This window comes from Streptomyces sp. NPDC086080, from assembly GCF_044540255.1.
Taxonomy (GTDB): domain Bacteria; phylum Actinomycetota; class Actinomycetes; order Streptomycetales; family Streptomycetaceae; genus Streptomyces.
Map to the genome: position 1 here is coordinate 139,073 of NZ_JBITRU010000022.1, position 11,891 is coordinate 150,963.

At 67.2% G+C, this 11,891-nt stretch carries 12 protein-coding genes; 7 read left to right on the plus strand and 5 right to left on the minus strand.

From position 1 onward, the window contains the following. Nucleotides 1-148: 148 nt before the first annotated feature. Nucleotides 149-1,303 (plus strand): cysteine desulfurase DndA, encoded by a 1,155-nt coding sequence (gene dndA, locus ACIF9R_RS24680; RefSeq protein ID WP_399983907.1) that lies wholly within the window; start codon nucleotides 149-151, stop codon nucleotides 1,301-1,303. A 6-nt stretch (nucleotides 1,304-1,309) separates the two neighbouring features. Here dndA and ACIF9R_RS24685 read toward each other — a convergent pair whose 3' ends face one another. Together ACIF9R_RS24685 and ACIF9R_RS24690 are read right to left on the minus strand one after the other, a co-directional pair. Then, nucleotides 1,310-2,746: a DNA phosphorothioation-associated putative methyltransferase gene (locus ACIF9R_RS24685; protein WP_399983910.1), complete on the minus strand. Its 1,437-nt coding sequence runs from the start codon at nucleotides 2,744-2,746 to the stop codon at nucleotides 1,310-1,312. 107 nt (nucleotides 2,747-2,853) lie between these two features. Next, complete coding sequence (locus ACIF9R_RS24690) at nucleotides 2,854-3,540, minus strand: DUF6308 family protein (protein ID WP_399983913.1); 687 nt, start codon at nucleotides 3,538-3,540, stop codon at nucleotides 2,854-2,856. Between the two features lie 462 nt (nucleotides 3,541-4,002). Here ACIF9R_RS24690 and ACIF9R_RS24695 point away from each other — a divergent pair, with 462 nt between their 5' ends. Then, complete coding sequence (locus ACIF9R_RS24695) at nucleotides 4,003-4,266, plus strand: CopG family transcriptional regulator (RefSeq protein ID WP_399983916.1); 264 nt, start codon at nucleotides 4,003-4,005, stop codon at nucleotides 4,264-4,266. Further along, on the plus strand, nucleotides 4,263-4,676 hold the full coding sequence (locus ACIF9R_RS24700; RefSeq protein WP_399983919.1) for a PIN domain-containing protein: 414 nt from the start codon (nucleotides 4,263-4,265) through the stop codon (nucleotides 4,674-4,676). Before ACIF9R_RS24695 ends, ACIF9R_RS24700 begins: the two co-directional genes overlap by 4 nt. A 70-nt stretch (nucleotides 4,677-4,746) precedes the next feature. Here ACIF9R_RS24700 and ACIF9R_RS24705 read toward each other — a convergent pair whose 3' ends face one another. Beyond that, the gene (locus ACIF9R_RS24705) at nucleotides 4,747-5,160 is read right to left on the minus strand and encodes an ATP-binding protein (protein ID WP_399983922.1); all 414 of its coding nucleotides are present in this window, start codon (nucleotides 5,158-5,160) and stop codon (nucleotides 4,747-4,749) included. Between the two features lie 251 nt (nucleotides 5,161-5,411). Between ACIF9R_RS24705 and ACIF9R_RS24710 the strand changes: the two genes are divergently transcribed. Together ACIF9R_RS24710 and ACIF9R_RS24715 are read left to right on the plus strand one after the other, a co-directional pair. Further along, nucleotides 5,412-6,260, plus strand: coding sequence for a helix-turn-helix domain-containing protein (locus tag ACIF9R_RS24710; RefSeq protein WP_399983925.1), 849 nt, complete (start codon nucleotides 5,412-5,414; stop codon nucleotides 6,258-6,260). A 9-nt stretch (nucleotides 6,261-6,269) separates the two neighbouring features. Next, nucleotides 6,270-6,461, plus strand: a complete 192-nt coding sequence (locus ACIF9R_RS24715) for a hypothetical protein (RefSeq protein WP_399983928.1) — start codon at nucleotides 6,270-6,272, stop codon at nucleotides 6,459-6,461. A gap of 366 nt (nucleotides 6,462-6,827) precedes the next feature. Here ACIF9R_RS24715 and ACIF9R_RS24720 read toward each other — a convergent pair whose 3' ends face one another. After that, nucleotides 6,828-7,694, minus strand: a complete 867-nt coding sequence (locus tag ACIF9R_RS24720) for a helix-turn-helix transcriptional regulator (RefSeq protein WP_399983931.1) — start codon at nucleotides 7,692-7,694, stop codon at nucleotides 6,828-6,830. A 286-nt stretch (nucleotides 7,695-7,980) separates the two neighbouring features. On the opposite strand from ACIF9R_RS24720, the gene ACIF9R_RS24725 reads away from it, so the two are divergent. Together ACIF9R_RS24725 and ACIF9R_RS24730 are read left to right on the plus strand one after the other, a co-directional pair. Further along, nucleotides 7,981-8,859: a helix-turn-helix transcriptional regulator gene (locus ACIF9R_RS24725; RefSeq protein WP_399983934.1), complete on the plus strand. Its 879-nt coding sequence runs from the start codon at nucleotides 7,981-7,983 to the stop codon at nucleotides 8,857-8,859. Between the two features lie 416 nt (nucleotides 8,860-9,275). Beyond that, nucleotides 9,276-10,115 (plus strand): SDR family NAD(P)-dependent oxidoreductase, encoded by an 840-nt coding sequence (locus ACIF9R_RS24730; RefSeq protein WP_399983937.1) that lies wholly within the window; start codon nucleotides 9,276-9,278, stop codon nucleotides 10,113-10,115. A 138-nt stretch (nucleotides 10,116-10,253) separates the two neighbouring features. Here the strand turns inward: ACIF9R_RS24730 and ACIF9R_RS24735 are convergent, their stop codons facing one another. Next, nucleotides 10,254-11,657, minus strand: coding sequence for an amidohydrolase family protein (locus ACIF9R_RS24735; protein WP_399983940.1), 1,404 nt, complete (start codon nucleotides 11,655-11,657; stop codon nucleotides 10,254-10,256). Nucleotides 11,658-11,891: the final 234 nt, after the last annotated feature.

Genomic DNA, 11,891 nt, shown 5'->3' on the forward strand with positions numbered 1-11,891 from the left:
CATGCGCCTGCAGTCGGCGAAGCGACACGGGAACCAGCACCGCGAGGACGATGTTGACGTACTGGGGTGATGGCTTCGGGCGCTGCGGTCTCAGCGTGTACGTTAACCACTTGACGTACGACCGTTATGCAAGCGTGCAAAGAGGCGGGTGAGCGCCGTGGTGGCGTATCTGGATGTGGCGGCGACGACACGAGTGGACCCGCGGGTTGCCGAGGTGGTGCTGCACTGGATGATCGAAGACTTCGGCAACGCCGGCAGCCGCACCCACGAGTACGGTGCACGCGCCAAGAAGGCGGTGCAGCAGGCCCGTTCCTTCATCGCCGGCACCGTGGGCGCCAAGACGGAAGAAGTGATCTTCACCAGCGGGGCGACGGAGTCCAACAACATCGCTCTGCTCGGACTGGCGCCGCACGGCGAGCTCACGGGGCGCAAGCACATCATCACCTCCGCCATCGAGCACAAGGCGGTACTGGAGCCGCTGACGCACCTACGCGATACCCGCGGCTTCGAGGTCGACTTCCTCTCCCCCGGCCCCAGCGGCCGCATCACCGCCGACGCCGTGCTGGAGCGGCTGCGTCCGGACACCCTGGCAGTGTCGCTGATGCACGTCAACAACGAAACCGGCGTCATCCAGCCAGTCGCCGAACTCGCCGAGAAGCTGCGCGTCACGCCCACCTATCTGCATGTCGACGCCGCTCAGGGCTACGGCAAAGTCCCCGCCGACCTGATGGCGCCCATCGACCTGATCAGCATCTCGGGCCACAAGATCGGCGCCCCGAAGGGCGTCGGCGCTCTTATCACCCGCCGGCGGGGATGGGACAGGGTGCCGCTACAGCCGATCATGTTCGGCGGTGGGCAGGAGCGCAAACTGCGGCCCGGCACTCTCGCGGTGCCATTGATCATGGGCCTGTGCGAGGCCGCGAAGATCTTCACCGAGAGCCGGGAGACATGGGAGCGGGAGGCGAAGGCGATGCGCGAACGGATCCTTGCTGCGCTCAGCACGACACGCTTCCACCTCAACGGAGACCCCGAGCACAGCGTCCCCCACATCCTCAACGTCAGCTTCGATGAGCTGAATGCCGAAGCACTCATCGTCCGTCTCAAAGACCAGGTCGCCATCGCCACCGGCTCGGCCTGCACCAGCGCCTCCTACACGCCCAGCCACGTCCTTCAGGCGATGGGCCTGGACGACGCCGTGGCTGCCAACGGGCTGCGTCTTTCCTGGTTCCCTTCCCAGGCAGCCGATTTCGACCCCCTCCCCCTCGCCGAGACCATTGCCAGCATGCAGCCTCAGAAAGGTTGACCAGCCCTACGCCTCGGAGCGACGCACCAGCCGGTGCCCGCGCAGCTGCCGGCCGCACCTGACGAGCTCGGCCTCCCAGCCGTTCTCGGTTCCGATCAGGTGCGGCCGTTCATACAAGCCCGCCCGCATCTCAGACTCGGTCAATCGGCGGTATCGCGGCACGTCCACATCATCTGGTGCCAGAAACTCGTGCTTGCGGTGCAGCAGCGGCCGGTTGGCCGAGCTCTCGTATGAGAGATGGGACGCCTCAAGCGTCTGCAGGTCCACCATGTAGGAAGACCGGATCCGCGGATGCGGGTCTTTGTCAAAGACCGGGTAGTCCAGCCACGAGACCGCTCGCCCTTGGTGCTTGAGCTTGGCCACGGTCCACTGCTCCGGGCGACCGGCAGCGATCGATGCGCAGTGCTCGTACAAGCGCAAAACCGTCGGGATCCGCTCCAGCGCGCTTCGATGCACGTACAGCGCCGTCGGTGTCACCTTGCCGGCAATGGAGGCGTTCATGGCATTGCGCACATAGCCGTCGTCGCGGAGCTTCAACAACAGTCGGTCAGCCCGCTGACACGCCTCCCTGTAGGAACTGAAGAACGTGCGCACGTCCTGTTGCAAGCCCACTGGCAGACTCCCGAACGGCCCACGACCGTTGAACAGCTCCACCGCCAGGTAGAGCAACGTGTTCAACGTCGATCGCTTAGCCCCCGCGGTGGCACGCTCAGGATCAGCACCATCCCGCACCAGGCGCTTGACGTCGCCAGGCCGCAGATGAGCCAAGAGCTCTGCAACAGTCCGCGGCATCTCCTCAATCCGCGGCGGACGTCCCCTGCGCTCGAAAAAGTCCACCACCGCACTCACCGCTGAGGCAGTGTCCTCGGAAGCAAGCCACTCGGCATCCGGGATCACTCGCTGCGCCAGATAGCTCAGACGGGCGCCCTCGTCCCGGAACGCGTAGACGACTCCGGGCGCGGCCGCCACCACCCGCGCGCCGGTCACCTGCTCCACGTACTCCCGAAGCTCACTCGCGGCATATAGATGCTGGAACGTCTGCCGACTCGTCAGTAGACCGTCACCGAACTGCTGGCCGTGGACCTTTGACTTCTCCCAGGTCAGCCGGGCTGAGACAACCAGCAGCGTCGAGGTCAGCTCCCACGCCTGCTCCAAGGTCTGCCGACGCTCTACCGGATCCTCGATCACGTTCAACACGTAGGTCAACAACACGACGTCGCTGGCGACCAGCTGGGTGTCGGAGCGGTAATACGGATCCCACCCAGCCACCTGGCAGTCCAATTGCTCCAAGGCCCTGACATCGTCACCACGGCCACAGCCGTAGTCGAGGATCGTCCGCTCAGGTAGCAACTGGCGGTCCGCCAGCGCCTGACGCGCGGGCACCGACAACGCCATCCGCCCGATCGCCGTTCGGCGACGCTCACTACCCCACATCTGCTGCATCACAGGCACCTGCATCCAGATAACGGCACGATCAGCAGGGTAGAAGACAGGCGTCCGGCGTGCTCACGCAACGGCGAACATACCCCTCAAGTGTCAACAAGGCACCGTCACGCGGCGCATCCGCTGGCCGTGTGTTCCCAAATTATGATGTCTGCCGCTCGAAGAAGGCTGAGAGGCCTCTCGTCAGGCGTACGAATGGGGACGATGAGGTCTTGGATCCAACCCCGGTGACGGCGTAGGTCTGCTTGCAGGAGCGGCCACAAGCGCCGGGGGGTGTCCTTATAGGCTCCGGGAACTGGCTTTTGGCCGAGGTAGAACTGGTAGATGCTGCTGTCGAAAATCGGCACTAGGTTAGGCCGCTTGCGGTGGAGGATCTTGGTGACGGCAACGGCCTTGAAGTCGGACAGCCCCGTACCGCTGGCTTCACCTGTAGTCACTAGTGCTCGATCAACCAGAGACCAGGGTCCCGTCGACGGATCCAGCGTCACGTCCAAGAAGTCAGCTGTCGCACACCCCTTGTTCGCAAGCACCGCTTCCATGGCTTGCAGGACCTCAGCTCCCGGGCCATCAGGGTGGAACAACGGCACTACCTGCTTGTAGCCCATGCGAACGCTCAGCAGGGCCGGAGCCAGACAGTCCAACGGGCTCAATCGGTCCGGATCGCCCTGCCAGTCATACGTGCGGAAGGCTCTGGGCCCCCGGGGATCCGTGTAGGTCTGCAGGTGCTTCTCCGCACAACCATGCAGTGCTCCAATGGTCCTCACGTAGCCCCCCGCAGCCTCGACGTTTCGCATGGCAGCGCCGCCGCTCTCATCAGAGCAATGCTCATGCTACGAGCTGTGGGCTATGCGTGGACCCATACCCGTGGAACAGCCGCCTGCAGGCCTGTGGCCTGCGACGACGCCCGACGTCAATCCCCCTCCGGAGCCGTGTGCGCAGGTTCGAATCTGCCGGGCGCACTCGCCTAGAAACAGCAAGAATTAAGCGCTGACCAGGGCGGATGCCGACAGAAGAGGGCGGGAGTCAGTCTCACTGCCCCCGCCCTCTCTCGTTGCCTCTCAGTGTTCGCGACACACCTCCGCACACACTGGTGGCGCTTATGGCGCGGTGGCCGACCGTGGCCCCTGCGGCAACCACGATGCGAACGACGAGTTGTCGGCATGGTCGGAGGCCGCTCGCCGACCTCGCCCAGGCGCCGGTCGGTGAAAACGGTCGCCCCGCTTCCAAGCGGGAGCATAGAAGGTAGGATGGGTAGCATGAGTGAGCCTACCGGCAAGTACTCGATCACCATGCCACGCGACATCGCCGAGGCCGCCAAGGCTCGGAGCGGCCCGTCCGGCCTGTCTGCCTATGTGGCCGCGGCCGTCGCCCGCCAGATCGAACGGGACAACCTCAATGAACTGATTCAGGTGGCCGAGGCTGAGCACGGACCCGTCACGGAGGAAGAGATCCAGTCCCTGCGCGACCAGCTTCACCGGGCGCGCGAACAGCAGGCGCAGGGCGGAGCGAACGCCGCGTGACCCGCTCCCCCGCCGTCCCTGGCGGCACCCTGGTTCTCGACAGCGAAGGACTGGCCAAGGCTGTCCTGCGCGACCGCACGGTAACCGGCTGGTTCGCCCTGGCCCGCGCGGATGACCTGCGTGTGATCACCTCGGCAGCCACACTCGTGGAAGTAGTCCATCCCCGGATCAACCGCCCCGCGCTGGAGTGGACACTTTCCCGTCTCGTCGTCGAACCGGTGACTGAGCCGATTGCCCGCCACGCCGCCGCACTCCTCGCCGACACCGGCCTCCATGGCCACAAATACGCCATCGACGCCATGCTCAGTGCCACCGCCCTCACCGCGCCCGGCCCTGTCACCATGCTCACCTCCGATCCTGATGACATCGCGGCGCTGTGCGGCGGGCGTATCACGGTGATCAAGGTCTGACGCGGCAGACCGGTTCGTCGCGTCAGCCGGACTGGCGGACAGGTCTGACGCGGCAGACCGGTTCGTCGCGTCAGCCGGACTGGCGGAGGGCGAGGCCCGCGATGACGGATGTTCCGCGTGTGGGGCGGGGGCGGACGGTCCAGGTGGTGGCGAGGTGGTCGACGAGGAGCAGGCCCCGGCCGTTCTCGGCGTCCGCGTCCGGGTGGGCCAGGAGGGGCTTGCCGGTGCCGGGGTCGGAGACGGCAAGCCAGTAGTGTCCGTCGGCCGGCCAGAGGACGAGTTCGATGACGTCGTCGTCCTCCCGGCAGGCGCCGTGACGGATGGCGTTGGTGACCAGTTCGGAGGTCAGCAGGCCGAGGTCGTCTCCAAGGTGCGGGCGGAGGACGTGCGGCAGCGATGCGGCGACGGCGTGGCGGGCCCGCCGTACGGAGGTGGGGTGGGCGGGGAAGTGCCAGTGGACAGGTACGAGGGGAATCTCGGACATGGCGAACTCCGTTGCTCTGTCAGGGGTTTGGGCTCGCCGGTGGCCTACCGCCCTGGTCGCGGGCACACCCGACCCAGGGCAGGCGGGCATGCTCGCGCGGTGCGCTTCCGGCATCGCGTTGTGTAACTTGCGCGATACTGACAGTAGAGCAGGTGGTGGTAAATTTCCCACGCGCTCAGGAGAATTCACCACGGAGAGGTACGGCGGCCTCAAGTGTCACCGAGCGGCCTCTGCCTGATGGAAGGAACCCCATGCCCCCGAGGACGACCCCCACAGAACGACAGAAGCGGCTGGGAAGTGAGCTGCGGCGTATGCGTACCGGGGCAGGGATGTCCGCGGAGTTCGCTGCGGGACTACTGGGTGTGGACCGAGGGAAGATCTCCAACATCGAGTCCGGAGTACGGGGTATCAGCGCCGACCGTCTGCGCACGCTGGCCTGCAACTGTGACGTGACCGATGAGGCGTACATCGAGGCGCTCATCGAGATGGCTCGGCCGAGTACGGGTTGGTGGGAGCGCTACCGAGGCATCCTGCCCCAGGGCCTGCTGGACATTGCGGAGACGGAGAGCAACGCCGTGCGCATGCGCGGCGCCAACACCGTGCATGTGCCTGGCGTGCTCCAGACATCGGAACAGGCGATGGCCATCTTCCGAGCCGCGGTTCCCGCCTTGCCCGAGCACGAGGTTGCCCTTCGACTGGCACTGCGCTCGGAACGCCAGCAGGTGATCACCGGCGACCGGTCGGTCCCGTACGTCGCGGTCATCCACGAGGCAGCGCTCCGGATGCAGTTCGGCGGCACCGACGTGGCCCGTGCCCAGTTGCGGCATCTCCTGGAGGTCTCCGAGCGGGACAACGTCACCGTGCTCGCCCTGCCCTTCAGTCGCGGCGCCTTCCCTGGTGCCGGGCAGACGGTCGTCCACATCGAAGGGCCTGTACCACAGCTCGATACGGTGCAGGTGGACAGCTCCCACGGCCCCGCCTTCCTCCACGCCGAAGGTCAGCTGGCGAAATACCGGGCGCAGCTCGATCTGTTGGAAACTCTGTCCCTGACAGCGAAGCAGTCCCGGGATTTCATTCATGACATCTCGCGCCAACTATGAGGAGCATCCATGCCCGACATCACCTGGGAAGCCCCGTTCTGCGCCGAGGGAAGTTCCTGCTTCCGCCTCGGTACCGATGCCGACGGCAACGGGTACATAGCTGTTGCCGGCCAGGAGAAGAGCCCTATCACTGACTCCCTCGAAGCCCTGCGCACCCTCATCACCGAGATCAAAGCCGGTAAGGCCGACCACCTGCTGTAGGGCTCGCGGCGCGCCGCCTCCGAGTGACACGGTCGCCCCCGGCGGCAGACTTATGCGCGCTGATGTTGCACAGGCTTCGGTGATAGCCGAGGTGCGCCTCGTCCACCAGGTGCCTGGGGTCGCGACGGAGCGGGCGGGGTTCTCTGCCGTCTCTCGTCCCCCTGACCAGACCAGCAGAGTCGACATGTCGCCAGCCCCATACACCGAAGGCTAGTCGGACAGTAACGAGGGCCGCCGTCGTGCAGCGGCTCTCCGTCGGTCGGTCGGGGCCGGGATGGGAGATCTCGTGTCCGCCGATCCGGTGCCAGATGATGTACGGCTCACCCGCGCGGACCTGCGCCCAGGGTCACCTGCTCCCGTTCGAGGCTACTGGTCCCTGGCCGCGAGGCCGGGTGCGGGCGTCTGGGGTGGGTTCGGCTCGGTGGCCCTGGCCCTCAGTGCCTCGAAGGCGGCTGCCGTCGTGCTGGCCGGTTCGGCTTGGTAGACCACGAGCTGCTGGTGCGGGGCCCCGTTGACCGTGAAGGCCGCGAACTTGATCTGCAGGTCTCCGACCTCCAGGTGCTTGAGAAGCTTGCTCTCCTGGGACTTGCTCTTGACCTCGTGCGTCTTCCAGATGTCGGCGAACTCCTCGCTCTGGGCAGACAGTTCCGCCACGACCTCGGCGATGCGGGGCGATTCCGGGTCATGGCCGTAGGCGGCTCTGAGTTCGGCGACGCAGGAGTGCGCGGCTCGCTCCCACTCCCGGTAGAACTCGCGGCCCGCCGGGTCGACGAACACCATGCGGGCGAGGTTGTCGAACTGGTCGAACCCGCTGTGGAGGGCCATCGCCAGGGGGTTGGCCGCCATGATGTCGAGGGCCGGGCCGACGACGAAGGCCGGCGTGTGCTCCCAGCCGTTCATCAGCTCCGACAACTGCCGGCTGACGTCCGCCCGCCCCCAGTCGCGCGGGCGCTGCGATGCGGTGAGGCAGAGGCGGTTGAGATGGGCGGCGGCTTCCGCGTCGAGCTTCAGTGCTTGGGCCACGGCCTCGAGAACCTGCGCGGAGGGGCTGCTCTCGCGCCCCTGTTCCAGCCTGATGTAGTAGTCCGAGCTGACTCCGGCGAGCATCGCGACTTCTTCTCTGCGCAGTCCCGGAACCCGGCGCCGCCCGTATTCGGGCAGACCGACATCCTGTGGCTTGAGGGCTTCACGGCGGGCTCTGAGGAAATCACCCAAAGGCGTCCCATTGCTCATACGGCGAGACTAGCTGGTTTCCTGCCGTCGGGGTCTACCGGGTGTCCGCAAGATGACACTGGGTAACGGATCCAGGACGCGGAGGGATACGCGGAGGGATTCATCTTCTGGTGTTGCAGGATGCTCCGGGCCGCACGGTTCCTCCCCGGGCCGACAGTCGGCCGGTTTCTCGCCGTCCTTCATATCCGTATATCCGTCGTGTGCCCCCGTGGATCGACAAGCCTGGGTGTAACGCACCCAGGCTCGGCAGACCCTTCACGGGCGTCTTCGGCCTAATCTCGGGAGCATGGAAAACGTCACGCGTTCTGATGCGGGTGAAGGGCTGGGGCAGTTCCTGCGCACCCGCCGGGAACGCCTCAGCCCCGCGGACGCGGGACTGCCCAGTGCCGGTCGCCGAAGGGTGCCCGGGTTGCGGCGGGACGAGGTCGCGGCGCTGACGGGTGTCAGCCTGAGCTACTACAGCCGGCTCGAGCAGGGCCGTGAACTCAGCCCCTCGTTCCGGGTGCTGGAGGCCATGGCACGCGCGCTGCGTCTCGGGGAGGAAGAGACGCGGGAACTCTTCCGGCTGGCCCGGCCGACAGCTCGCCGCCGTACGAAGTCCCCCGCACGGGTCGAGCGTGTCCGGCCGCACCTGCGGCGACTGATCGAGAGTTGGAGCCGGACGCCCGCGTTCATCATCGGCCACGCCCAGGACCTGCTGGCCACCAACGCGCTGGTCGACGCTCTCTACCGTGACTTCACCCATCACGACAACGTGCTGCGCATGCTCTTCCTGGACCCCACGGCGAAGACCTTCTACCGGGACGCCGAGCAGGCCAGGCACCGCGCGGTCGCCGATCTTCAGCAGACAGCCGCGAGTACCCCGGGAGACGCCCGCATCCTGGAGCTTGTCGGTGAACTGTCGGTACTCAGCAGTGAGTTCCGCTCCCTGTGGGCGCGTGAGTACACCCGGGTCCCGCCCTACGAGGTCAAGCTGATGTGCCACTCCGTCGTCGGAGACCTGGAGTTGCGGCACGAGGCCCTCGCCATCCGCAGCGCTCCGGGACAACAACTCGTCGTCCTGCAGGCGGAGCCGGGCTCCTCCTCTGCGGACGGTCTGGCCCTGCTGGGCTCACTCAGCGCAGCCGCAATACCACGTCAGCAGAATTCCGCGAACGGCGCCTGAGTCAAAAGGCTCACGCCTGGGCCGCTGCCACGCGTTCTCTCGGCGGCGCCCGGCGTTCGGCCGTCATGGCCGCCGGAATCGACTCTCCGGGTGCCGACGGAAAGAAAGCGGACCAAAGGCGGGTATGCAACCCGCAGTGCGCCATCGGCGTATTTCGGCAAAGGCGCCACGGAGGTGCGGTTCATCGCCACGCGGCCCGCGTCCTGTTGCCGTCCGCCGACCTCGGCCGACCAGGGCCGACCACCCACCCCGTGAAACCGCATAGGACCTGCGTCTCCTCTTCCTGGGTGTGGGACTCCCAGGAAAAGTGCGGCCCTCATAACGCCGCAGCCTGCAGGCACACTCAAGGCAGGCCGAAATTCGGCAACAATCGAGAGTACGTCCCCGAAGAGGGACGTCAAGGAAGAGGTTTTCCCATGGCTACGTGGTTTGTCACCGGCGCTTCCCGTGGAATCGGTGTCGAAATCGCCCGCGCCGCTCTGGCAGGGGGTGACAATGTCGTGGTCGCCGTACGGAATCCGGAGCGTGTGCCGGACGATCTGAAGAAGTCCGACCGGGTCTTCGCGGTCGCCCTCGACGTCACGGACAACGATGCCATCCCGCAGGCGGTCGATGCCGCCGTGGAGCGGTGGGGCGGCATCGACGTCCTGGTCAACAACGCCGGCCGCGGTCTGCTCGGCGCGCTGGAGGAGATCACGGACGCGGAGGCCCGGTCGCTGTTCGACCTCAACGTCTTCGGTCTGATCAACGTCACCCGCGCCGTACTGCCCGTCATGCGCAAGCAGGGCTCGGGCAAGCTCGTACACATCGGTTCCCGCTCGGGCTTCGAGGGCGAGCCCGGCGTCAGCCTGTACTGCGCGTCCAAGTTCGCCGTCGCCGGTATCAGCGAGGCGCTCTCCGCCGAGATGGCACCGTTCGGCATCCAGTCGATGGTCGTCGAGCCGGGCGTCTTCCGTACCGACTTCCTCGACTCCAGCTCCCTCTCGGTGGCCGCGCACCGCATCGCCGACTACGACGACACCCCCGCCCACGTGACGCTGGACTGGATCGACAAGGCCAACCACGCCCAGCTCGGCGACCCCGTGAAGGGCGCCGCCCTCATCGTCGAGGTCGCTTCCGCCGAGAAGCTGCCCACGCACCTCTACCTCGGGCGCGACACCCTGGAGCGGCTCGACGTCAAGTACCAGCAGGTGCGGGACGACCTCGCCCTCTGGCGGGAGAAGTCCGCGGCCACCGCGCACGACGACGTCGTCTGACGCACCGCGCGGGCGCCATCGCCCCCCTCCGGGGCCCGCAGCCCTTCGATCGGCCCGGCCGGGAAGGACCGCCCGAGCAGTCCCCCGGCCGCCGGGTAAGGCAAGTGCGGCCGGGGGACTGCTCGGGCGGTCGGCTGCTCACGCGGCCGGGGTGTTCAGCACGTACTCGCGCGAGGCGTGGACCCGTGCGCGCAGGGCGGCCAGGTCGACGTCGAGGACCTGGCCGTCCCACTTGCGGGGTTCGCCGTTGATGAGGACGGCAGTGATGTTGCGGGCGTCGGAGCCGAGCACGATCGTGCCGATGGGGTCGTTGAGGGGCATGTTGTTGAGGTCCTCCGCCTGGACGGCCAGCAGATCGGCCTTCTTGCCCGGGGTGAGCGAACCCGTCACGGCGGCCAGGCCGTTGGTGCGGGCGCCCTGGAGGGTGGCGAAGTCGAGGACGTCGTGGGTGGTGATGCGGGAGGGCTGCCGGTCGGTGCCGTAGGCGGCGTTGACCGCGCGCATCCGCTGGATGGCGTGCAGGGCCCGCATCTGGGTGAACATGTCGCTGGCCAGAGCGACTTCGACGTCGATGCTCAGTCCGGGCCGGATACCGACGGACAGGGCCTCGTCGACGGCGGGAATCGCGGTCTCCAGGCCGATCTGCGCGTCGGACGTGGGGGCCAGGGCGACCGTGGTGCCGGTCTCCCCCATCGCCTGCCATGCCTCGGAGGTCAGTCCGGTGGAGTGGATGAGGGTGACGTCGGGGCTGAGGATGCCGTCCTTGGCCCAGCGCAGGACCGCCTCGGAGGAGGAGATGCCGAAGACGGCGTCCACGCTCACTCCGATGCCCAGGTCCGCCGCCACGGCGGCGAGTTCCGGGCCGTAGGCCAGGGCGGGCCCGCAGATCTCGTCGGTGGCCAGGGTCGCGAGGCGCAGGGTGAGCAGTTGGTCGTCGCTGCTGAAGTACTGGTCCTTGATACGGGTCAGGTCGCCGGGCCACTGACGGTCCCAGTCGCCGAAGTGCGGGCCCATGGAGGCGTGCACGCCGCGTATGCGGGTGTCGCGGAGGGCCTCGATCGCGGCGTCGGAGTGCTCGCGGGTGCGGGAGTTGTGGGAGAAGTCGAGCATGGTGGTGATGCCGCTGTCGATCGCGGTCAGGGCGGCCAGGCGGGTACCGATGTACATGTCCTCGGGCCGGTAGACCGTGGCGTAGCCGGCCAGGGTGGCCATGACATAGCCGCCGAGGTCGTCGACGTCGGGCATGATCCGGCGCAGCTGGGCCTCCCAGGCGTGCCGGTGGGTGTCGACGAAGCCGGGGGTGAGGATCGTGCCCGTGGTGTCCACGACCACCGCGTCGCCGGCGTCGAGGTCACGGCCGACGGCGGTGATCGTGTCGCCCTCGACGAGGAGGTCACCGCCGTCGATGACGCCGAGGTCGGGGTCCATGGTGACGATGGTCGCGCCGGTGAACAGGATGCGCCGCCGGTCGGCGGGCCGGCGCCGGAGCTCTTCGAGGACGGCGGCGCTGGTGATGGTGTTGGTGTTGGTGTTGGTGTTCATGAGAGTTCTGCCTTCTGTGCGGAGGGGAGGACCGGGAGGCCGGGCCAGGCAACCGGGCCGCGGTTCCGCCGGCGGTCGCGCACCCTGGATCGGGGTCGCGCGCCCTGGATCGGGACGGTTGTCGCGCCGGCCGGCGGGAGGGATGCTCCTATGCTTGTCAAGCGGCAGGAGCGAGGTCGGTTTGGGTGATTCGTTCCGTTGGTGTGGTGGTCAGGGCGCGGTAGACCTCGCGGG

What these genes read in the sequence shown, in the direction of transcription:
- ACIF9R_RS24715 (WP_399983928.1), top strand. Translation starts at nt 6,270, where the DNA reads ATGCCCGACATCACCTGGGAAGCCCCGTTCTGCGCCGAGGGAAGTTCC.
- ACIF9R_RS24690 (WP_399983913.1), bottom strand. Translation starts at nt 3,540, where the DNA reads ATGCGAAACGTCGAGGCTGCGGGGGGCTACGTGAGGACCATTGGAGCA.
- ACIF9R_RS24710 (WP_399983925.1), top strand. Translation starts at nt 5,412, where the DNA reads ATGCCCCCGAGGACGACCCCCACAGAACGACAGAAGCGGCTGGGAAGT.
- ACIF9R_RS24685 (WP_399983910.1), bottom strand. Translation starts at nt 2,746, where the DNA reads ATGCAGCAGATGTGGGGTAGTGAGCGTCGCCGAACGGCGATCGGGCGG.
- ACIF9R_RS24725 (WP_399983934.1), top strand. Translation starts at nt 7,981, where the DNA reads ATGGAAAACGTCACGCGTTCTGATGCGGGTGAAGGGCTGGGGCAGTTC.
- ACIF9R_RS24720 (WP_399983931.1), bottom strand. Translation starts at nt 7,694, where the DNA reads ATGAGCAATGGGACGCCTTTGGGTGATTTCCTCAGAGCCCGCCGTGAA.
- ACIF9R_RS24705 (WP_399983922.1), bottom strand. Translation starts at nt 5,160, where the DNA reads ATGTCCGAGATTCCCCTCGTACCTGTCCACTGGCACTTCCCCGCCCAC.
- ACIF9R_RS24695 (WP_399983916.1), top strand. Translation starts at nt 4,003, where the DNA reads ATGAGTGAGCCTACCGGCAAGTACTCGATCACCATGCCACGCGACATC.
- ACIF9R_RS24735 (WP_399983940.1), bottom strand. Translation starts at nt 11,657, where the DNA reads ATGAACACCAACACCAACACCAACACCATCACCAGCGCCGCCGTCCTC.
- ACIF9R_RS24730 (WP_399983937.1), top strand. Translation starts at nt 9,276, where the DNA reads ATGGCTACGTGGTTTGTCACCGGCGCTTCCCGTGGAATCGGTGTCGAA.